We start from the raw sequence: 22,776 nt of genomic DNA, 5'->3' as shown, positions 1-22,776 counted from the left end.
CCAGGAGGTTTAACTATATGCCAGTCTACTTTATTCATAGCATACCAAACGTGTAGAAGGTGTCATCCACAATGTGGATGACGGATGAAGTTCATCTACATTTTTTGCGGCCGTAGGCCGCCTGCCCAGCGGGCGCCCAAATCTCTCGCCTGTAGGGGAGAGATGTCACCGAAGGTGACAGAGAGTGGATTCCCCAGGCCAGCACACTTCAGGTTTGCGGACCGTACTAGCCCCCCCGCACCCCACCCCTCCCACTTTTCTTTAATAAACCCTTGCCTTTTCTCAGCTATTAATATAAAATAACTAAGAATAAGGCAAAAACCTGATGCTTACCAATCGAAAACGATTCACTTAAGGGCTTGCTCCTTTAGCCGCGCTGCTGGTGCTGGCATGAAGAGAGTGCCTTTTATTTTTTGGAGAGGCCATGATTCCTGTAAAGATTACGATTCATAGCGAAAATTTAAGTGATGGCTCCCAGCCCCTGGACCTGGTCACTTCCGGCCAGCTGCAGACGGTGGGCCGTGCTACGTATGTACGCTATGAGGAAACACCCATTACCGGGATGGAAGGCACCAAAACCACCCTGAAATGGACGGAAGACACCCTGACGGTGATCCGCCACGGGCGTTATGAGCATCGACAGACGTATGTACGGGGCCGGAACACTTCTTTTCAGTACCAGACCCCGTATTTTACTGTGCCCATGATGGTCTTCACCCGGGACCTGACCATTGTCCGTCAGCCCCGGGGTTGGCATGTACAGGCCTTTTACGACCTGGAAATGCAGGACCAGCCCAATGGGTCCATACGCTTGACTATTGAAATTGAGGAGGAAGAAATTCGTGGACATGAAAAAAGTACTGGCAGAAGCGGTCATCGCCGCAGTCCAAAAAGCCATTCAGGCAGGTAAGCTGCCCCAGGGCGATTTGGTACCGGTGGTTCTCACCGTTCCGCCCCAGAAGGCATTTGGCGACTTTGCTACCAACTTTGCCCTGCAGGCCGCCCGCAATCTGCACTGCGCGCCGCGGGTAATTGCAGGTGCCATCCAGGAATTCCTGGACTGCCCCAGTGTGGAAAAGGTGGAAGTTGCCGGACCTGGCTTCCTGAATTTCTTCTTGAAGGAAGACTGGCTGTCCGCAGCCCTGCGGAATATTCTGGCCCAGGGGGAAAACTACGGCAACCTGCCTGCCAAAGCAGGGGAGAAGATCCAGATTGAATACGTCAGCGCCAACCCCACCGGCCCTCTGCATGTAGGCCACGGCCGGGGTGCTGCAGTGGGTTCCGCCCTGGCCAACCTGATGAAGGCTGCCGGCTACGATGTGAGCCAGGAGTACTACATCAACGACGCCGGCAACCAGATGCACAATCTGGCGGCTTCCGTGAACGCCCGCTACCTGGAGCTCTACAACATTCCCTGTGAATTCCCGGAAAACGGCTACCACGGGGAAGACATTGTGGTCACCGCCAAACGGATCCAGAAGAAATACGGCGACAGCTTTATCCATATGCCGGAAGCAGAACGGCTGGAAAAATTCCAGAGCATTGCCAAGGACGAAAAGCTGGCCGCCCTCCGGGAGGACCTGGAAGCCTTCAACTGCCACTTTGATGTGTGGTTCAGTGAACAATCCCTCCACGATGCCCATAAGATTGAAGAAGCGGTAGCCGAGCTGGAAAAGAAGGGCTACATCTACGAAAAGGACGGGGCCAAATGGTTCCGCTCCACGGATTTCGGCGACGACAAGGACAGAGTGGTCATCCGGGACAACGGCGTTTCCACCTACTTTGCCGCCGACATTGCCTACCACCGGAACAAGTACGAACGGGGCTTTGACCGCCTGATCAACCTGTGGGGCGCCGACCATCACGGCTACATTCCCCGGGTAAAGGCCGCCATGCAGGCCCTGGGCTACGACCCCAGCCACCTGGAAATCCTGATCCTGCAAATGGTCAGCCTGTACCGGAACGGCGAGCTGGTAAAGATGAGCAAACGTACCGGCAAGAGCGTGACCCTGAACGAGCTCATCGAAGAAGTGGGCACCGACGCAGCCCGGTTCTTCTTCATCATGCGCAGCATGGACAGCCAGCTGGACTTTGACCTGACCCTGGCCACCGAGCATTCCAACGACAACCCGGTGTACTACGTCCAGTACGCCCATGCCCGGATCTGCAGCATCCTGCGCCAAATGGCCGACGAAAAGATTACCCTGGACCCCAACGCGGACCTGTCCGTGCTGAAGGAGCCCATTGAAATAGACCTGATCAAGAAGCTCAACGACTACACCGAGCTCATCGACACGGCTGCCCTGGAACGGGCACCCCATAAGATTGCCCACTATACCTACGAACTGGCAGGAATGTTCCATTCCTTCTACAACCAGTGCCGGGTACTGGGCGTCGACCCTGCCCTCCAGCAGGCTCGATTGGCACTAATTACAGCTGTGGGCAATACCCTGCGCCATGGTTTGAAGATTCTGGGCGTCAGCGCACCGGAACATATGTAATATAGAAAGAAAGCGGAAAAGGGAGGAAAAAAATGACCAAGTATATTTTCGTAACAGGCGGCGTGGTTTCGTCCTTAGGCAAAGGCATTACGGCCGCATCTCTGGGCCGTTTGCTCAAGAGCAGAGGCTATAAGGTGACCATCCAAAAGTTCGACCCGTACATCAACATTGACCCCGGGACCATGAGCCCCTACCAGCATGGTGAAGTATTCGTTACCGACGACGGCGCCGAAACCGACCTGGACCTGGGCCATTATGAACGGTTCATCGACATCAACCTGACCCGCAACTCCAACGTGACTGCCGGCCGGATCTACCAATCCGTTATCGACAAGGAACGCAGAGGGGACTATCTGGGCCGCACCGTACAGGTCATTCCCCATATCACCAACGAAATCAAGGAACGGGTGTACCGGGTAGGCCGGGAAGAAGAAGCTGACTTCGTGATCACCGAAATCGGCGGTACCGTAGGCGACATCGAAAGCGAACCCTTCCTGGAAGCCATCCGCCAAGTGAAGAAGGACGTGGGCAAGAACGATGTGCTGTACATCCACGTGACCCTGGTTCCCTACATCTCCGCTGCCGGCGAACTGAAGACCAAACCCACCCAGCACAGCGTAAAAGAACTGCGCAGCATCGGCATTACCCCCGATATCCTGGTTTGCCGTTCCGAAAAGGAAATCAGCCGGGAAATGCGGGAAAAGATGGCCATGTTCTGCGACGTGGACGCTGACGCCGTGTTCCAATCCATCACCGCTCCCAGCATCTACGAAGTACCCATGCTGCTGGAAGACCAGGGCCTGGACAAAGTGGTTCTGAAAAAACTGGATATGGAAGACAAACCCAAGGATATGGCTGCCTGGCATGCCATGGTGGAAAAGATTCTGGCACCCCATGCCAAAAAATCCACCATTGCCATCGTGGGCAAATACGTAGAACTGCCTGACGCCTACATTTCCATCGTGGAAGCCCTGAAACACGCCAGCTACTTCCATGACGCCGATGTGGACATCGAATACATCAACGCTTCCGACCTGGAAGAAGCCGACGCCAACTACGAAGAAATCTTCAAGGGCGTGGACGGCATCCTGGTGCCCGGCGGCTTTGGCGACCGGGGCATCGAAGGCATGATCCGTGCCGTACGCTATGCCCGGGAAAACAAGATTCCCTTCTTCGGCATCTGCCTGGGTATGCAGTGCGCAGTCATCGAATATGCCCGGGACATCTGCGGCATGAAGAAAGCCAACAGTACCGAATTTGACGAAACCACCCCGTACCCCGTCATTTACCTGATGCCGGAACAAATGAGCGTGGAAATCAAAGGCGGCACCATGCGGCTGGGCAAATACCCCTGCAAGCTGTATCCCGGCACCCTGGCCGAAAAGGCCTATGGCACCGACCTGATCAGCGAACGCCATCGCCATCGCTACGAAGTGAACAACGAACTCCGTGACCAGCTGTTCGAAAAGGGCCTGGTGCTGGGCGGCACCCTGCCCAACGGCAAGCTGGTAGAAATCGTAGAACTGCCCACGGAAGTCCATCCCTGGTTCCTGGGCGTACAGTTCCACCCCGAACTGAAATCCCGTCCCACCAATCCCCATCCGCTGTTCAAGGACTTCATCGCTGCTGCCCTGGCTTGCCAGAAGCACTAAGCCTGAAGAACGCAAGACAGAAAAGAAAACGGGCGGCATTTGCCGTAACCCGTTTCTTTTCTTTGGGATTCTTGGTACAATAAAAGAGCAATGCAAATTGCCGAAAATAATTGGAGGCGTATGCAATGAACAGAGAATTATCCATGGAATTTGTACGTGTAACAGAAGCAGCCGCCATGGCCAGCGCCCGCGGCGTAGGCCGGGGCGACAAGAACGGCATTGACCAACTGGCTGTAGACGCTATGCGGAAAATGTTTGATACCGTCAACATCAGCGGTACCGTAGTTATCGGCGAAGGGGAAATGGACGAAGCCCCCATGCTGTACATCGGCGAAAAAGTCGGTGCCGGCGGTCCCGAAGTAGACATCGCTGTTGACCCGGTGGAAGGCACCAACCTGGTGGCCAAAGGCCAGCTGGGAGCCATCGCTGTTATCGCCATTGCCCCCAAGGGCTGCCTGCTCCATGCACCCGATATGTACATGGACAAAATCGCCGTTGGCCCCAGAGCCAAAGGCTGCATCAACATTGACGATCCTGTCAGCGTAAACCTGGAACGCGTGGCCAAAGCCATGCACAGAAACGTCAACGACCTGACCGTCGTTGCCCTGGACCGTCCCCGTCATCGCAAGATCATTGAAGAAGTAAGAGCTGCTGGTGCCCGCATCCGCCTGATCAGCGATGGTGACGTAGATCCCATCGTCAACTGCGGCATTGAAGGTACCGGTATCCATATGTACATCGGCCGGGGCGGCGCTCCGGAAGGCGTACTGGCTGCAGCCGGCCTGAAATGCCTGGGCGGCGATATGCAAGCCCGCCTGGTGCCTGAAAACGACGAACAAACCCAGCGCTGCCATGAAATGGGCATTGCCGATACCCGTCAAGTCCTGACCATCGAAGACCTGGTAAAAGGCGACGACTGCATGTTCACCGCTACCGGCATCACCAACTGCGACCTGCTGAGAGGCGTTAACTTCTTCGGCAACGGCGCCCGGACCCATACCGTATCCATGCGGTACGCCACCGGCACCGTACGTTTCGTTGATGCAGTCCATACCTTCGACCGCAGCAACATCAACGTAAAACTGTAATACCAATACCATAAGAACCAGAAGGGGGTGTGGATTCATTCACACCCCCCTGCTGTATTGGTGGGAAAGTGGGGGAACTTGGTTTTGAACCCCAACCGCCTTCCTGCGTCAGGCACCTTCCCCTTCTCCTGTTCGCGCAACGCGGCGAACAGGTAAGTGGAAGGCAGCGGCCGGAGGCCGCAAAAGGAGCACTCTTCCCCGCCCTAGCAGGCGGTACCTCTCCCGTAAACGCGTGAGGTCAACTTCTAGAGAAATTTCGCAATAATAATATACTTTATATTGCTTATGTACTCCCACATTGTTCTCAAAAATAAGTAACTTTAGAAATGTGGTAGTGCCTTACTGTTGACCTCTATCAAGCGTGACAGAGGTGGCGCCGGTAGGCGACGAAGAGAGTTTAAAATAGCAATATAATTATATTATTTGAACTTTAATAGGGTATATTGGCAGGTTTTTGGGGTCATTGACTAATCTGTTGGAGCTAAACTTCTATCGGCACCTAGCGGTGCCACTTCCTACAGTGGTTCGCTGCTAGCCAGTCATTTTCACCTTTCGGGCTCAATTCCTGGGCAGCTATCACATGGCTCGCGTATACCAAACAGCTTTTGGAATACTTGTAGCGCTGTTTGGACGCGAACGCAACGCTTGCAGGAAGCGTTCTATGCCGCTACTGGTTAAGTAACAAACTAGGGTAGTGCAGGTATTTACGAACTATGTTGCTTTGCTATACCCGTTTAGTACATGACTCGTATAGGCTCAAGACCGGCCCCTGAGTGGTTCGCGGCATGCTGCTCAGCTTCACCTTCCAGGTTCGCTTTGCAGGCCGCTATCACATGGCTCATATTAACCAATTCTCTACGGCATATAGCCTTGAGAATTGGATATGAGCGCAAAGCGTTGGAGGGGCTGTTAGCCCGTAGGGATGACTGAGGAAGTTTATCCAGCTTTTTCGCGGCCGCAGGCCGCATGCCTTCTCCGCCCACTCGTCTTCTCCGTTTCAGCTGTGGAGCAGCTGAAATGGGGAAGATGCGCCTAGCATAAGAATTCCAAAGGCGCAGATGGGGCGTGTTCAAGGGAAGGTGCCGGCGAAATCGCCGGCGGATGGGGGGCAGCACTACCAGACTTCTAGAACTAGCCTATTGCAAACAATGGGAACAGCGCAAAACCAATGCGTCTGCCTCGTTGCGGCAGCATCCATTTCCCTTGGATGCTGCCCTGTGCTGAGCGTAGCGAAGCACCAACGAGGAAGTCGTCACCGTGCGTTCCTGGCTTGTGTGGTGGGTCGGCTGCGGCTCATTGGAACGCAGGGTGACGGAAGGTCCCCTCGCTCCAGCTGCCCCGGAGGGGCGAGTACACACAAGCCAAATTTGCGCAACGTAACTGCCACTCCGCAGTGTCCTGGAGTCTTCATCGTCGTCCTGATAGGCCCTTGCGGGTCCCACTCTTGAGAGTCTCATCCGTCCGTCAAGGCTACTAGCCGCAGAAGGACGGCTAATGAGACCTCTGCGACAGCAGCCCAGGAATCAGGCCCAGTGGGCGACGATGACTGGTAAGCTGCGAACCGCTGTAAGGTGTCGATGCTTCAGAGGCTCAAGCCCAAAGTAAGGACACGATAGAGGGGCAGCGCAAACGCACTATGGTAGCTGCAACAAGCTTGACCCACGGGGCATTGAGCTCTCGCCTTTAGGGGAGAGCTGTCACCGAAGGTGACTGAGAGTGGATACCCCGAACCAGCACACTTCAGGTTCGCTGACCGCACCAACTGGTGGCTATGTTTTCAAAAACAATCAGCGCTCCGTCGCGTTTTTGAAAATATACCCCAAAGAGAACGGAAAGGCAAACATTGCGAACATCATCAAAGATTCCCGAATGGGCCTGCACCCATATTGGTAACGCATCACGCCTATCCTATACCAGCCCGCCCAACGAGCCTGTCCGCACCCCAAGCTGCACTTTTGCGCAGTACCTAATCCTTTTACATCTCTATGTAGATTGGTAGTATCTAATATGTCTAATGAAATCATTCCTTTGCTTTTAAACGAAAAAAACGTAGGGGACGGGGCTTCTCTCTGGCAAAATGCCAAGGGGCCCGTTACTCTCACCGGCTTAACTTCTTCTGTTAAAGTCGGCTTTTTGTGCGCTCTTCAGGAAAAGGCCGGGGCCAAGCAGCCCCTGGTGATCTTCACCGCCAACCGGGAAATCATCCGTGCCTACCGCCGGGAGCTGGCGTACTTCTATCCGGACCTGGCCATGCGGGAGCTGTATCCCGCCAGCCTGATCCACGGCCAGGTGGATACCCGGAACGAAGAAGTCCTGGCCGAACGGGCCGCAGCCCTGGAAATGATCTACAAGCAGGAACCCGGCATCATCTTCATTACTGCCGAGGCTGCCATCCAGAAGCTGCCGCCGCCGGACAGCATCATCAAGGAAAATATCCGTCTGAAACCCGGCATGGAAATTGACCAGGAGACCGTGGTAGCCAAGCTGGTGAAAGCCGGCTACGAACGCACCGAACAGGTGGACACCATCGGCCAATTGGCCGTCCGGGGCGACATCATGGACATTTTCCCCATTAACCACAAAGATCCTGTGCGCATCGAATGGTTCGACAACACCATTGACGTGGTGCGCCATTTCGATATCGATACCCAGCGGAGCATCGGCCCGGCCAAACAGGCCAACATCATGCCCATTGCCCTGCCGGACCAGGAGCCCATCTCCAACATCTTTGCCTACCTGGCAGCGGACTCCCTGGTGGTCCTGGACGAACCCTCCGCCTTCTTTGAAGAATGCAAGAAGAGCTTCGGGGACAACCGGGAATTTGCCGACCAGCTGCTGCTCCAGGCCCAGATGATCGACCTGGCCAAGGAGTGCCATCTGGCGGCGGTCAGCGACCTGGGACATCCCTACTTTGCCAATGCTCCCAAACTTCATGTTCAGGTTCGCACCATTGCGCCCTACAACAAGAATACCGAGCTGCTGCAAAAAGACCTGTCCGGCTGGATCAGCCAGGGCGTCCACCCGCTCATTATGATGGGCACCCGGGACAAAGCCGCAGGCATCGCCGAAAGCCTCCGGGGCGCCGGCATTCCCATGGAGCTGGCCACGGACCCCCTGACCCTGCCCGAGAAGGGCGGCCTGGTGTTCCAGGGCAGCCTGACCAGCGGCTTCTACTTCTGGAACGAAAACTGGCTTCTCTTGACCGAAGGAGACCTGTTCGGCACCCAGAAACGCCGCCGCATTACCCGGAAAAAGGGCAAGGGCCCTGCCATCACCAACTACTTCTCCGACATCTCAGTGGGGGATTACGTGGTCCACGACGTCCAGGGCATCGGCCGCTACATGGGCGTGGAGACCATCGTCATTGACGGCGTCCATCGGGACTACCTGCAGCTCCAGTACGCCAAGGGCGACAAGCTCCACGTACCCGTAGAGCAGGTGGGCCTGCTGCACAAATACATCGGCAACGAGGGCACCCCGCCCAAGCTGTCCAATATGGGCCGGAACGACTGGCAGAAAGCCCGGACCAAGGCCCAGAAGGCCATTACCATCCTGGCCACCGAGCTGCTGCGGCTGTACGCCCAGCGGAAAATCACCCCGGGCCATGCCTTTGCCCCGGATACCCCCCTCCAGAAGGAATTCGAGGACAGCTTCCCCTTTGAGGAAACCCCGGACCAGCTGAAAGCCATTGCGGAAATCAAGGCCGATATGGAAAAGCCCGTTCCCATGGACCGGCTCCTGTGCGGCGACGTGGGCTACGGCAAAACCGAGGTGGCCATTCGGGCCGCCTTCAAGGCCGTGATGGACGGCATGCAGGTAGCCGTCCTGGCCCCTACCACCGTCCTGGCCCAGCAGCACCTGCTGACCTTTACCCAGCGCATGGCCTCCTTTGGCGTGAATATCGAAATGCTCAGCCGCTTCCGGTCCGCCAAGGAGCAGCGGGAAATCATCAAGAAACTGGCCGCCGGCCAGATTGACATCATCATCGGCACCCACCGGATTTTGTCCCCGGACATCTCCTTCCAGTCCCTGGGGCTCCTCATCATCGACGAGGAACAGCGCTTTGGGGTGGCCCAGAAGGAGAAAATGAAGCAGTGGAGCGCCGGCATTGACGTGCTGACCCTGTCCGCCACGCCCATCCCCCGGACCCTGCACCTGGCCCTGGTCAAAGGCCGGGACATGAGCATCATCGAGTCCCCGCCCGAAGACCGGCTGCCCGTAGAAACCTACGTGGCCGAGTACGACGAGGGCATGATTAAAGAAGCCCTGGAGCGGGAAGTCCGCCGGGGCGGCCGGATCTACTACGTGTCCAACCGCATCGAGGGCCTTACCAGCATTGCCACCAGACTCCGGGAACTGGTACCCGGGCTTACCATCGGCATTGCCCACGGCCGCATGACCGAAGACGAACTGGAAGACGTGATGATTGGCTTCTACCACGGGGACTTTGACGTCCTCCTGTGCACCACCATCATCGAAAACGGCCTGGACGTGCCCCTGGCCAACACCATCATCATTGACGGCGCCGAGAACTTCGGCCTGTCCCAGCTGTACCAGATGCGGGGCAGAGTAGGACGCTCCTCTAGGCTGGCCTATGCCTACTTCCTGTACAAGAAGAACCGCGTCCTCAGCGAAATTGCCCAGAAACGCCTCCAGGCCATTCGGGACTTTACCGAACTGGGCGCCGGCTTTAAAATCGCCATGCGGGACCTGGAAATCCGCGGCGCCGGAAACCTTTTGGGCGCCGAACAGCACGGCCAGATTGCCGGCGTAGGCTTTGACCTGTACTGCCGGCTGCTGGAACAGACCATCAACGCCCTGCAAAACGGCGCCGATCCCCAGGAACCCGTGATCCCGGACCCCGTCAGCGATATGAAACTGGACGCCTACATCCCCGACGAATACATCGCCAACCCCCGGTACAAAATGGAAATCTACCATCGCCTGGGGGCATTGAAATACGAAGAAAAAGACGACCTTATGGACGAAATCATCGACCGCTTTGGCACCCCGCCAGAGCAGGTCGTGAACCTGTGGCGCGTAGCTGCCCTGAGAGACCTGTGCCGGAAACTCCGCATCATCGGCATCTCCGTAAGACCCGGAGAAATCCGCATCACCTTCCACCAGCACAGCACCGCCAACCCCGACGTGTTGAAAGCCCTGATCAGAGAATACGTCCCCAGAGCCAACTTGAAAGTCGCCGCCCAACCCCAATTCATTCTTAAAACCCATGGCATGAAAGGCGACCCCTTAACCTGGCTGGAGAAAAATATCCCACGGTTGGTGTGAAGGCTTGGTATAATGGGGGAGGAGGCTGATTTAGCAACGCTTCCGTTGCTTGCAAAAGGCTAGTTCTAGAAGTTTGATAGTGCAGGCCCCAACCGCCTTCAATTGTAAACTCTTTCCGTCCCGCCCCTTTCCACCACCCTTCGGGCGGTTCCCCTTCCCCATAAATGTGGAAGGTAGTGGCGGGCCAGCTTCCTAGTGGTTCGCGGCTCGCTGCGCAGCGGCGTCCTACGGACTTGCTTTGCAGGCCGCTATCACATGGGTCACGTATTCCAAATATCTTTTGAGTAACTCGTGACGATATTTGGACGTGACCGCAACGCTTGAGGAAGCTAAATAAGGAAAAAGTACCTTCCCTTGAAGACGCCCCATCTGCGCCTTTGGAATTCTTATGATAGGCGCATCTTCCCCATTTCAGCTGCTCCACAGCTGAAACGGAGAAGACATGCGGCCGGGGGCCGCAGAAAAGCTGGATAAACTTCCTCAGTCATCCCTACGGGCTGACAGCCCCTTCAACGCTTTGCGCTCATATCCAATTCTCAAGGCTATATGCCGCAGAGAATTGGTTAATATGAGCCATGTGATAGCGGCCTGCAAAGCGAACCTGGAAGGTGAAGCTGAGCAGCATGCCGCGAACCACTCAGGGGCCGGTCTTAGGCCACTAATGGTCATCTTCTTATCAGCAACTATATTTTGGATTTTACTTGACCAGTGGTGGCCTGGACGCCTACCACAAGCGTTGCGTTCGCGTCCAAACAGCGATACAAGTATTCCAGAAGCTGTTTGGTGTACGCGAGCCATGTGATAGCTGCCCAGGAATTGAGCCCGTAGGGCGAAAATGACTGGCTAGCAGCGAACCACTGTGGTAGGTGTCAGCCGCTAGGCTGACGAAGGAAGTTTAAAACCATACTTTATGCTTCAAACAAAGTATAATTATATTGCTATTTTAATATTATTAGAACTCTCTTCGTCGCCTTCCGGCGCCACTTCCCTCACTCTTGATGGAAGTCAAAACTTATGTACCACCACGTTTCTAAAATTACATTTTATTGAGCACAATGTGGGGGTGGAAAAGAAGAATAAAATACATTGTTATTGCGAATTTTGTAGAGAAGCTGACCTCGCGCGCGGGCGGGCGCAGGTGGCGCCGAGAGGCGACGGAGAGTGCTCCTTTTGCGGCCTTTGGCCGCATCTGCCTTCCACTTACCAGTGCACTGCTTGGCGTGCACTGGTAAAGGGGAAGGTGCCGGCGAACTCGCCGGCGGATGGGGTTCAAAAGTAGGATGTCTGCACTACGCCCCGCAGACCGCACGACCTTTTAAAGGCTCCAACCTTTATGCGGCCGCATCCAAACAGCCCGCAGATTCTTCAAGTGGCTGTTTGGTTAATAAGGCCCATGCGATAGCCGTCCAAGAAGCAAGTCCGTCAGGACGTAGCTGATTGGAACACGGCGAACCGCTGGGGGGAGCTGGCAGCCGCAGGCTGACTAAGGGAGTCGTATCCATTTCTCAAGGCCTTGGCCGTAGAGAAATGGAATATACGACCCCTGCGACAGCCGTCCAGGAGCCAAACCTGCAAGGTGACGGCGACTGGAATACGGCGAACCGCTCGGGGATTCCCGGCACCACATCACTTCAGGTTTGCGGACCGCACGACCAAAATCCAATTTTTCTGTAGTTGAGCTACCGTCCTTCTTGCACTAGCCCCAAAAGGGGACAAACCTTTCCCCTCCGGGGAAAATGGCACCGCAGGTGCCAATAGGGGTTCCCTAGGCCGCCCTGCGGCCCCATATATTCCCAAAAACACCTCTACACTTTTCGCAGAAAAGTGTAGGCCATTTCCTTTTTCTTTTTCACTATTCCCCCTCCCACTTCTTCACCCCCTTTTTAACGCTTAACCAATCGCTTAACGGCTAAATGACCTGTGAAAGGAGTCACATCCATGGCAGACCGCTTTATGAAAGGAACCTTAATCCTGGCAGCAGCCGGGCTGATGGTGAAGGTACTGGGCTCGGTGAACCGGATCCTGCTCTCCCGCCTTCTAGGCGGGGAGGGGATTGGGCTCTACCAGATTGCCTACCCCATCTACCTGCTGCTGGTGTCCCTGTCCGCTGCCGGGATTCCTGCGGCCATTTCCATTATGATTTCCCAACGGGCCGCTGCCCGGGACCAAAAGGGTGCCCGGCAGGTGCTGTGGACCTCTGTGGGGCTTATGTTCCTGGGGGGCCTTGCCCTGGCAGCGCTGGCCCTGGGGCTGATTCCCTGGCTCATTGACAGCCATATCATCAAGGACGCCCGGGCCCGGTACGCCATGCTGGCCCTGGTGCCCGCCATTGCCATTTCCATCCCTGTCTCCTGTTTCCGGGGGTATTTCCAGGGGTTCCAGGAAATGGTACCCACCGCCGTAAGCCAGATTGCCGAGCAGTTTACCCGGGTGGTGACCATGGTGATTCTGGCCTATCTGCTGCTGCCCCAGGGACTTCCTATGGCGGCCGCTGGAGCGGCCTTTGGTGCGGTTCCCGGCGCCATTGCAAGTCTTCTGATTTTAGGAGGCTTCTATTATAAACAGCAGCGCCGCTGGCGCACCCTGGAGAGCGCCTCCGCCGTGACGGAGCGTGTTTCTGTGTCGCGGACAGCCTGGCAGATTATCACCCTGGCGCTGCCCGTCACCTGCGCCAATTTGATGGTGCCTGTAGTGTCCGGGATTGAGATGATTTTGGTCCCCGACCGGCTGCTGGCGGCCGGCTTTACCGTAGCCGCCTCCACCCAGGCTCTGGGGTATTTGTCCGGCATGGCCATGCCTCTGGTGAACATGGGAACCATTCCCACCAACTCCCTGGCCGCCTCCGTGGTCCCCGCCATCAGCGAGGCCAAAGTGCTCCATCGCAGGGACCTGATGCAGGACAAAGCCCAGCGGGCCATCCGCTTCTTTTTGCTGCTGAATCTCCCGGCCGCAGTGGGCGTCTGCGTACTGGGGGCGCCGTTCTCCCGGCTTTTGTACGGCACCAGCCACGCCGGCGCGGTGATCACCGCCCTGGCCCCGGCCATCTTCTTTCTGGGGCTTCACCAGGTGTCCACGGCTATCCTTCAGGGCCTGGGGCATACCCGGATTCCCATGATCAATATGCTGCTGAGCCTGGTGGTGAAGGTCAGCCTGCTGTGGGTCCTGGCCGCCAACCCCGCCTATAACATTTTGGGGGCCGCCTGGGCCACCGACGCCAACCTGGCCCTGGCCGGCTGCGCCAATGTATTTTTCATGTATAAGACCGACAAAATCACCTTCCCTTTTGTCCATCTGGGACGGATACTCATCGCTTCCGCCGTCATGGGAGGCGCCGTCCTTTTTGCCTGGAAGAACGTCCTGTCCAAGGCCCTGCCCTTCGTTCCCGGCATCTTGGCCACCGTGGCCCTGGGGGCTGCCCTGTATCTGGCCGCCCTGCTGCTGACGCAAGAAGTAGGCGTAGGGGAGCTGAAAAAACTGCTCAAGAGAAAAAACTAAGGAGGCAACACCATGCATAAACCCATTCCCCCTGCACCCACTACCCCCGGCGTGCTGGACCTGCGTCCGCTGATCCAGCTGGTGCAGGTACTCCGTGAGCCCGGGGGCTGTCCCTGGGACCAGGTCCAAACCCACCGTTCCATGCGCCGGGAGCTGGTGGAGGAGGTCTACGAAATGCTGGAGGCCATTGACGAGGGCGACGTGCCCGGTATGCGGGAAGAACTGGGGGACGTGCTCCTCCAGGTGGTCTTCCACGCCCGGCTGGCCGAGGAGGACGGGCTGTTCTCCATGCAGGACATCATCACCGACGTGGTGGACAAGCTGGTTTACCGCCACCCCCACGTGTTTGGCGATACCCAGGTGGACGGGGCGGCCCAGGTGGTGGCCAACTGGGAAACCCTGAAGGCCAAGGAGAAGACCGACCGGAAAAGCGTCCTGGACGGCATTGCCAAGGGCCTGCCCTCTCTCATGCGGGCCTACAAACTTAGCGCCAAAGCCGCCAAAACGGGCTTTGACTGGCCGGACGCCCCTGCCGCAAGGCAGAAGGTGGACGAGGAACTTTTGGAGCTCCAGGAGGCCGCAGAGGCCGGAGACGGGGACCACACCGAGGAAGAACTGGGGGACGCCCTGTTCGCCCTGGCGGTTTACGCAAGAAAGCTGGAGCTGGAGCCGGAAACGGCCCTGAACCGGGCCTGCAACAAATTTGACCGGCGCTTTCGGTACGTAGAGGCGCTGGTAAAGGCTGACCACAGGGAGTGGAAAGACCTGTCTTTGGAGGACCTGACGGCCCTCTGGAACCAGGCAAAACAGCATTTTTCTGTGACTAAATAAAAAACACGTGCATTTTTACTGGGTTTGTGCTACTATGTCTACAGTCGGGCGCCATTAGAAGGGCGCAATAAGTATTTAGGAGGATTTCTTATGAACAAAAGTGAACTGATCTCTGAAGTTGCGTCTAAAACCGCTCTGCCGAAAAAAGACGCTGAAAAGGCCGTAAACGCATTTATCGATACCGTTAAAGAAGCTGTTGCCAAGGATGACAAGGTACAGCTGATTGGTTTTGGTACTTTCGAAGCTCGGGTTCGCAATGCTCGCAGCGGCAAAAATCCTCGTACCGGTGAAACCATCCAAATCGAAGAAGCTAGAGTTCCCGCTTTCAAAGCCGGCAAAGCTTTCAAGGATGCCGTAAACAAGTAATTGCTCTGCACTGCAGCCTGATGCCCCGGGTATCAGGTTGCTTTTTTTCTCTGGGTTTGAACAAACAGGAAAGGATGGACCATGACAGCAAAAAGAAAGATTCCACGTTACTTTGTACTGGGACTGGCAGCCATTCTAAGCCTTTTTCTGTTTCGTGTAGCCAGCCAAGGCTATGACCTTTACTGCGTCCACAAGGAAACGGTGAAAACCCAGGCGAAGGTGGATTCCCTGAAAAAGGAAAACGCCCAGCTGGAACAGGAGAAGGAAAACTTGGGAGACATTCATTACATCGAGAAGGTCGCCCGCAATGAGCACAACATGGTGGGAAAGAACGAGATTCCCTTGTTTATGATTGACGGTAAGGACAAAGCCAAAGCTTCCGGGAAATAGTTCCTGGAAGCTTGTTTTTATAGTATCTACAGGAAGCGCCGCTTCCAGAAACCTCCGAAAGCGCCTAAAAAGGCCGCCAATTCGCAGGAACTCAGTTATTTTGCGTCTTGACGAACTTTCCTTAACAACGGTATAATGGTTAACGTAACAATACTTTTAAGGAGGATGTCTTTCACCTATGGCTTTGGATAAGGGAGCTGTGATAGAAGGGGTAGTCACCGGGATTACCAACTTCGGAGCTTTTGTGCAATTACCGGAAAATAAAGTGGGTTTGATTCACATTTCTGAGGTGTCTAACGTATTCGTTAAGGATGTACATGACTTCCTGAAGGTCAAAGAGAAAGTCACGGTGAAAGTCGTTTCCATCGACGATAAAGGCAAAATCGGGTTGTCTCTGAAGGCCCTGATGCCGGCCGCACAGCCGGAAGCCGAAAAGAGAACCGGGGAACCCAAACATTTTGAATCGCGGCGCTTTGAGAACAAACGGCCGGAAGGCAAGCATTTTCATGCTGGCGCGCCCAAGGCAGCAGGTCCTATGTCCTTTGAGGACAAGCTGTCCCGCTTTATGAAAGAAAGCGATGACCGCCTGCTGGATCTCAAACGGAATACAGAATCAAAACGGGGCGGCAGCGGTGCCCGCAGAGGAGATTAATGGACACGAAAGGTACTTCCTCGGAAGTACCTTTTTTTGTTTCAGAGGCCTGCTGTAAGGACCCGGAGAACAAGCTTCTGGAACTGGTGCGGCGCAGCCCCCTGTGGCAGAGCGGCACCACCGTCCTGGCAGCCTGCTCGGGAGGCGCCGATTCCCTGGCCCTCACCGACGCCATGCTGGACGCCGGCGCCCTGGACCGGGTGGATATCCTGGTGGCCCATGTGCAGCACCACCTGCGGGGGGACGAAGCCGAACGGGACGCCCAGCTGGTGGAAGCCTACTGCAAGGAGCAGGGGGCAGCCTTTGTCCGGCTGGACATTAACCCCAAAGCCCTGGCTGAGGGCGCGGGGCTTTCCCTGGAGGACGCCGCCCGGCGCCTGCGCTATGAGGCCCTGGAAGGCTGCCGCCAAAGGGTGGGGGCAAGCGCCATCTTTACCGCCCATCACCTGGACGACCAGGCCGAAACGGTGCTGTTAAACCTCCTAAGGGGGGCGGGCACCCGGGGCTTTCGGGGCATGCTGCCTGTCAAGGGGTACGTGGCAAGACCCCTGCTTTCCGCCACCCGCCAGGATACCGAAGCCTATTGCAGGGCCCGGCACCTAGCCTACTGCACGGACAGCACCAACGACGATACCGCCCTGCGCAGGAACTGGGTCCGCAAGGTGCTTTTGCCCCTGCTCAGGGAGCAGAACCCCCGGATTGCCATCCAGCTGGCCCAAAGCGCCGCGGTGGCAGCCTGGGATGAGGAATGCCTGGGAGAACTGGCCACGGCCTATACCCAGGACCACCAGAAACGCACCCCGGAAGGCTTTGTGCTGGACACCGGCACCGACTTTCTGGCCCTGCCCCTGGCCGTCAGCACCCGGATCCTCCGCCAGCTGGTGGAGGACGCCGGAGGCAGCGAAATGCGCTTTGACCAGGTGCAGCAGCTATACCAATTGATTTTGCGGGGCATCGGGGGCAAGTCCCTGGACGTACCGGGAAAGGTACGGGTGACCTACCGCCAGGGCAGGCTCACCGCCCGTAAAAATACCATCGCCCGCAGCAAGGAGCGGGCAGCCAAATACCAAAAAAAGGAGCAGCAGCGAAAATGCATGAAAATATCGAAAGAGTACTGATTGACGAAAAATCCCTGAAGGAACGGATTGCCCAGCTGGGTGCCCAAATTAGCAAGGACTACGAAGGCCAGGAACTGGTGGTCATCGGTCTGCTCAAGGGCGCCGCTTATTTCCTGACGGAACTGACCCAGCACATCACCGTGCCCGTACGCATTGACTTTATCAAAGCCTCCTCCTATGGCTCCGGCACCACCACCACCGGCAAGGTGGATATCCAATACGATACCTCCCGGAACCTGGCCGGCAAGAACATTCTCCTGGTGGACGACGTCATCGACACCGGGCTGACCCTGAAGGCCGTAGGCGAGCTGCTGCGCAACCGCAACCCCAAGACCCTGAAGGTTGCCGCCATGCTGGATAAAAAAGAAAGAAGACTGGTGAAAGTCCTGCCGGACTACGCCGGTTTTGAGATCCCCGACGAATTTGTCGTGGGCTTTGGTCTGGATTACGATGAAGAATACCGGAACCTGCCCTTTATTGGCATTCTCAAGAGATCTGTATATGAAAAATAATGTCCGTGTCTGGAACCCTTCCCTTGGAAGCACCTTCAGACAGGAAAGGAGCTGCGCGTGAGCAAATTTATTCGAAACCTGGTATTTTACCTGCTCGTAGTGATTCTGGGCGTGTGGATTTACGACTACTATAACGCCTCCAACGTCCCCAAGAACGAAATGAGTTACAGCAACTTCATGAAGGAAGTCCAGCAGGATGACGTGAAATCCGTCACCATCGTGGACAACTCCGTGATCAAAGGCAAGCTGAAGAGCGGCGCCGAGTTTACCACCATCGCCCCCCGGGACGACAAAATGGTGGATACCCTCCGGGCCCGTGACGTGGAGATTCGGGCAGAACTGCCGCCCCAGCCCTCCATGCTCAGTTCTCTCCTGACTTCCCTGCTGCCCATGGTGGTCATCGTGATCCTGTGGTTCTTCATGATGAACAACGCCCAGGGCGGCGGCAGCAAGGTCATGAGCTTTGGCAAGAGCAAAGCCAAACTGTACGGCGACGGCAAGAGCAAGGTCACCTTTAAGGACGTGGCCGGCGCTGATGAAGCCAAGCAGGAACTGGAAGAAGTCGTAGAATTCCTCAAGGCACCCCAGAAGTACAACCAACTGGGTGCCAAGATTCCCAAAGGCGTACTGCTGTACGGCCCTCCTGGCACCGGTAAAACCCTGCTGGCCAAAGCCGTAGCAGGCGAAGCCGGCGTGCCCTTCTTCAGCATCTCCGGTTCCGACTTTGTGGAAATGTTCGTCGGCGTGGGCGCCTCCCGTGTCCGGGACCTGTTTGACCAGGCCAAGAAAAACGCCCCCTGCATTGTCTTCATCGACGAAATCGACGCCGTAGGCCGCCAGAGAGGCGCAGGCCTGGGCGGCGGACACGACGAACGGGAACAGACCCTGAACCAATTGCTGGTCGAAATGGACGGCTTTGGCGCCAACGAAGGCATCATCATGATTGCCGCCACCAACCGCCCGGATATCCTGGACCCGGCCCTTCTGCGGCCCGGCCGCTTTGACCGCCAGATTGTGGTGGACAAACCCGACGTGCGCGGCAGACGCGCCATCTTGCGGGTACACACCAAAGGCAAACCCATCGACTCCAACGTGGACCTGGGCATCCTGGCCCGGCGTACCCCCGGCTTTACCGGCGCCGACCTGGCCAACCTGGTCAACGAAGGCGCCCTCCTGGCAGCCCGGCATAACCAGATGACCATCACCATGAGCGACATGGAAGAAGCCGCCGAACGCGTCATGATGGGACCCGAACGCAAGAGCCGCCTTATCACCGACGAAGAAAAACGCCTGACTGCCTACCATGAAGGCGGCCATACCCTGGTGGGCATGATGCTGGACCATACCGACCCTGTCCACAAGGTTACCATTATCCCCAGAGGCAGAGCCGGCGGCTATACCCTGAGCCTGCCCAAAGAAGACCGTTACTACGCTACCCGCAGCGAAATGCTGGATGAACTGAAAGTCCTTTTGGGCGGCCGTGTGGCAGAAGCCCTGGTGCTCCATGAAATCAGTAGCGGCGCCAGCAACGACCTCCAGCGCGCCACCGAACTGGCCCGCCAGATGACCTGCGAATACGGCATGAGCGACGTCCTGGGCGCCGTAACCTTCGGCCATCGCCAGGAACAAGTCTTCCTGGGCCGGGATATCGGCAGAGAAAACAACTACAGCGAAAAAGTCGCTGCCCAGATTGACAGCGAAATCCGCCGGTTTATTGACGAAGCCTATGAAGGCACTGTCACCCTGCTGAGCAAAAACATCGACAAACTCCACCTCATCGCCCAGGCCCTGATCGAACGGGAAACCCTGGAAGGCCATGAGATTGAAGAACTGCTGAAATACGGCCACATCCTGGAAAAAGGCGAGAACCCCGAAGCCCCGAAAAATGAACCCCCGGCTGACGGTACCCCCGCACCCATTCCCCCTGTGACCACCGAAGCAGCTGCCCCCGCAGCAGCACCCCAACCCAGCACCAGCGAAGTACCTCAGGCGTAGGGCGGGGAGAAGGAAACACATTTACAAACCAAACCAAGGGCTGTGCCAGACACAGCCCTTTTTTCCAGACTTTGTGTTAACGATTCTTTACGTTATGAGAAACGAAAGGATGACGACGATGCGCAACGAAATACTAAAAATCCTGAAAGATAAAGCACCCACCCCCGTATCCGGGGAAGAACTGGCCAAGACCCTGGGCATTACCCGGACAGCCATCTGGAAACACATCCAAACCCTGAAAAAAGAAGGCTACCAGATTGAAGCCTACACCAAAAAAGGCTACGTCCTCACCGGCGTACCCGATAAACTGCTGCCCGCAGAAATCGGCGACGCCCTGACCACCCGCTTCATCGGCCATCACATCTGCTACGAAGACACCGTCGTGTCCTCCAACGAAGTCCTGAAAAAACTCGCCAGCACCGGCGCCGAAGACGGCACCATCTGCGTAGCCGAAGAACAAACCGGCGGCAAAGGCAGACTGGCCAGAGGCTGGTACAGCCCCAAAGGCAAAGGACTGTGGTTCTCCGTGCTCTTAAAACCCACCTTCCTGCCCCAGGAAGCCCCCAAAATGACCCTGCTCGCTGCCGTGGCCGTAGTCCGCGCCATTAGAGAAGTCTGCGGCGTAGAAGCCCTCATCAAATGGCCCAACGACGTTTTGCTGGATAACCGCAAACTCGTAGGCATCCTGACCGAAATGAGCGCCGAATTCGGCCACATCAACTACCTGGTGGTAGGCATCGGCATCAACGTCTGCGTCCCCAGAGAAATGGTACCCGAGGAACTCAGAGCCTCCGCCGTCTCTATAGAAGACGTCACCGGTACCCACGTAGACCGAGTCCAACTCCTGGCCAAAGTCCTGGATTACATGGAATACTATTATGACGAAGCCTGCAAAAACGGCTTCGCCCCCGTCTTCGACCAGTGGAGAGAATACTCCGCTACCCTGGGCCGCATGGTCAAAGTCATCTCCCCCGACGCCACCTATTTGGGAGAAGCCCTGGATATCGACGACACCGGCGCCCTGCTGGTGAAAAAAGAAAACGGAGAAATAGAAAAAGTGTTGGCTGGCGACGTGTCCATCAGACCCGCCCATGGGACCGGCAAGTACGCATAAGAAGGAAAAGGGAAAAGAGAAAAGAATAGGAAATGGAAAAAGACGTACCGCTGAGGAGAGCGGTACGTCTTTTTTGAATGGAGAAGAACGCAGCTGCGCAGCGAGTTGCGAACAACCCGGGGGCTAACAAGGTATTACGGTTTTCATCCAGGTTTTGGGAGTCGTATCCATTTCTCAAGGCTTTAGCCGTAGAGAAATGGAATATACGACCCCTGCGACAGCCGTCCGGGAATCAAACCTGTAGGGTGCTGATGACCGGTATACGGCGAACCGCTCGGCTACCGCCCGCTTGCCTTCTCCGCCCATTGTCTCCTCCATTTCGCCGTGGAAACGGCTGAAATGGGGGAGATGCGCCTATTTCAAAGCTACTAGAGGCGCAGAGGGGGAGAGTGGACGTAGGGAAGGTGTCTGACGTTAGGAAGGCGGTTGGGGCAGGCCAGACATTATGATTTCAGTAGTGAACTACTGGAATACATGACTTAGCCCTCCGGGCATCCTGGTTGTGAACCCCATCCTTGTTCCGCTTTAATGCCGGGGGCGGAACGTTCCTTCCCCCCATTGTCTTCTCCGTTTCAGCTGTGGAACAGCTGAAACGGAGAAGATGCGCCTAGCATAAGAATTCCAAAGGCGCAGATGGGGCGTGTTCAAGGGAAGGTGCCTGATGTCAGGAAGGCGGTTGGGGCGGTCCAGGTATTATGATTTCAGTAGTGAACTACTGGAATACATGACTTAGCCCTCCGGGCATTTTGGTTGTGAACTCCATCCGCCGGCGAATTCGCCGGCACCTTCCTCTTCTCCAGTGCACGCCAAGCAGCGCACTGTTAAGTGGAAGGCAGCGGCCTTCGGCCGAAATGTTTGGAGAGGTCTGCTGGATGCCGGGTATTGCGCTTTTCATCCAGGTATTAGGGAGTCGTATCCATTTCTCAAGGCCCTGGCCGCGGAGAAATGGAATATACGACCCCTGCGACAGCCGTCCAGAAATTGAGCCTGAAAGGCGAAAATGACTGGAGTACGGCGAACCGCTTGGCCACCAGCCGCCTGCCTTCTCCGCCCATTGTCTTCTCCGTTTCAGCTGTGGAACAGCTGAAATGGGGAAGATGCGCCTATTCCAAGGCTACTAGAGGCGCAGAGGGGGAGAGTGGACGTGGGGAAGGTGCCTGACGCTAGGAAGGCGGATGGGGCAACCCAGGTATTAGGCTTTTAATTGAGAAGTACTAAAACCAAATTTGGCCCTCCGGGCATTTTGGTTGCGAACTCCATCCGCCGGCGAATTGCCGGCACCTTCCTCTTCTCCAGTGCACGCCAAGCAGTGCACTGGTAAGTGGAAGGCAGCGGCCTTCGGCCGAAATGTTTGGAGAGGTCTGTTGAATGCCGGGTATTGTGTTTTTCAACCAGGTATTAGGGAGTCGTATCCATTTCTCAAGGCTCTAGCCGTAGAGAAATGGAATATACGCCCCCTGCGATAGCCGTCCAGGAATTGAGCCTGAAAGGCGAAAATGACTGGAGTACGGCGAACCGCTCGGCCTCCCGGCCGCTTGCCTTCTCCGCCCACTCGTCTTCTCCGTTTCAGCTGTGGAACAGCTGAAACGGGGAAGATGCCTGACGTCAGGAAGGCGGTTGGGGCGGTCCAGGCATTTTGGCCTTTCTTAGAGCGTGTCTGCATTGGCCTTCAGGGCATTTTGGTTGTGAACTCCATCCGCCGGCTAATTCGCCGGCACCTTCCTCTTTACCTGTTCGAGCGAAGCTGCGAACAGGTAAGTGGAAGGCAACGGT

At 56.3% G+C, this 22,776-nt stretch carries 16 protein-coding genes; all 16 read left to right on the top strand.

Features of this window, described 5'->3' with window-relative positions; translation table 11 throughout:
• Window positions 1-424: 424 nt before the first annotated feature.
• Window positions 425-910 carry a DUF1934 domain-containing protein gene (locus DW089_RS09195; RefSeq protein WP_105325907.1) on the top strand — a complete coding sequence of 162 codons (486 nt, stop codon included), beginning with the start codon at window positions 425-427 and terminating at the stop codon, window positions 908-910.
• A complete protein-coding gene (argS, locus tag DW089_RS09190) occupies window positions 843-2,501 on the top strand; it encodes an arginine--tRNA ligase (protein WP_105325906.1) in 1,659 nt (552 codons plus the stop codon). The genes DW089_RS09195 and argS overlap by 68 nt, the downstream gene beginning before the upstream one ends.
• 32 nt (window positions 2,502-2,533) lie before the next feature.
• Window positions 2,534-4,153 carry a CTP synthase gene (locus DW089_RS09185; protein WP_105325905.1) on the top strand — a complete coding sequence of 540 codons (1,620 nt, stop codon included), beginning with the start codon at window positions 2,534-2,536 and terminating at the stop codon, window positions 4,151-4,153.
• 125 nt (window positions 4,154-4,278) lie between these two features.
• Complete coding sequence (gene glpX / locus DW089_RS09180; RefSeq protein ID WP_105325904.1) at window positions 4,279-5,241, top strand: class II fructose-bisphosphatase; 963 nt, start codon at window positions 4,279-4,281, stop codon at window positions 5,239-5,241.
• A gap of 1,716 nt (window positions 5,242-6,957) precedes the next feature.
• Window positions 6,958-7,134: a hypothetical protein gene (locus DW089_RS11510; protein WP_199614788.1), complete on the top strand. Its 177-nt coding sequence runs from the start codon at window positions 6,958-6,960 to the stop codon at window positions 7,132-7,134.
• Between the two features lie 114 nt (window positions 7,135-7,248).
• Window positions 7,249-10,530, top strand: coding sequence for a transcription-repair coupling factor (gene mfd, locus DW089_RS09170; RefSeq protein ID WP_105325903.1), 3,282 nt, complete (start codon window positions 7,249-7,251; stop codon window positions 10,528-10,530).
• A 1,938-nt stretch (window positions 10,531-12,468) separates the two neighbouring features.
• The gene (locus DW089_RS09165; RefSeq protein WP_118287149.1) at window positions 12,469-14,025 is read left to right on the top strand and encodes a polysaccharide biosynthesis protein; all 1,557 of its coding nucleotides are present in this window, start codon (window positions 12,469-12,471) and stop codon (window positions 14,023-14,025) included.
• Between the two features lie 12 nt (window positions 14,026-14,037).
• Complete coding sequence (mazG, locus tag DW089_RS09160) at window positions 14,038-14,856, top strand: nucleoside triphosphate pyrophosphohydrolase (RefSeq protein ID WP_118287148.1); 819 nt, start codon at window positions 14,038-14,040, stop codon at window positions 14,854-14,856.
• Between the two features lie 90 nt (window positions 14,857-14,946).
• Window positions 14,947-15,222 carry an HU family DNA-binding protein gene (locus DW089_RS09155; protein WP_118287147.1) on the top strand — a complete coding sequence of 92 codons (276 nt, stop codon included), beginning with the start codon at window positions 14,947-14,949 and terminating at the stop codon, window positions 15,220-15,222.
• An 81-nt stretch (window positions 15,223-15,303) separates the two neighbouring features.
• Window positions 15,304-15,612, top strand: coding sequence for a septum formation initiator family protein (locus DW089_RS09150; RefSeq protein ID WP_118287146.1), 309 nt, complete (start codon window positions 15,304-15,306; stop codon window positions 15,610-15,612).
• 178 nt (window positions 15,613-15,790) lie between these two features.
• Window positions 15,791-16,264 carry a S1 RNA-binding domain-containing protein gene (locus DW089_RS09145; protein ID WP_118287145.1) on the top strand — a complete coding sequence of 158 codons (474 nt, stop codon included), beginning with the start codon at window positions 15,791-15,793 and terminating at the stop codon, window positions 16,262-16,264.
• On the top strand, window positions 16,264-17,382 hold the full coding sequence (tilS, locus tag DW089_RS09140; protein ID WP_118287144.1) for a tRNA lysidine(34) synthetase TilS: 1,119 nt from the start codon (window positions 16,264-16,266) through the stop codon (window positions 17,380-17,382). Before DW089_RS09145 ends, tilS begins: the two co-directional genes overlap by 1 nt.
• Window positions 17,355-17,894 carry a hypoxanthine phosphoribosyltransferase gene (gene hpt, locus DW089_RS09135; protein WP_118287143.1) on the top strand — a complete coding sequence of 180 codons (540 nt, stop codon included), beginning with the start codon at window positions 17,355-17,357 and terminating at the stop codon, window positions 17,892-17,894. The genes tilS and hpt overlap by 28 nt, the downstream gene beginning before the upstream one ends.
• A gap of 57 nt (window positions 17,895-17,951) precedes the next feature.
• Entirely contained in the window at window positions 17,952-19,889 is a 1,938-nt protein-coding gene (gene ftsH, locus DW089_RS09130; protein WP_105325895.1) for an ATP-dependent zinc metalloprotease FtsH, read from the top strand.
• A gap of 118 nt (window positions 19,890-20,007) precedes the next feature.
• The gene (locus tag DW089_RS09125) at window positions 20,008-21,003 is read left to right on the top strand and encodes a biotin--[acetyl-CoA-carboxylase] ligase (protein ID WP_105327519.1); all 996 of its coding nucleotides are present in this window, start codon (window positions 20,008-20,010) and stop codon (window positions 21,001-21,003) included.
• A gap of 945 nt (window positions 21,004-21,948) precedes the next feature.
• Window positions 21,949-22,164 (top strand): hypothetical protein, encoded by a 216-nt coding sequence (locus DW089_RS11360; protein ID WP_158572355.1) that lies wholly within the window; start codon window positions 21,949-21,951, stop codon window positions 22,162-22,164.
• The last annotated feature ends 612 nt before the right edge of the window (window positions 22,165-22,776 follow it).

Source organism: Acidaminococcus sp. AM05-11 (assembly GCF_003472805.1).
Classification (GTDB): Bacteria; Bacillota; Negativicutes; order Acidaminococcales; family Acidaminococcaceae; genus Acidaminococcus; species Acidaminococcus hominis.
This window is presented reverse-complemented; position numbering and strand designations above follow the sequence as displayed.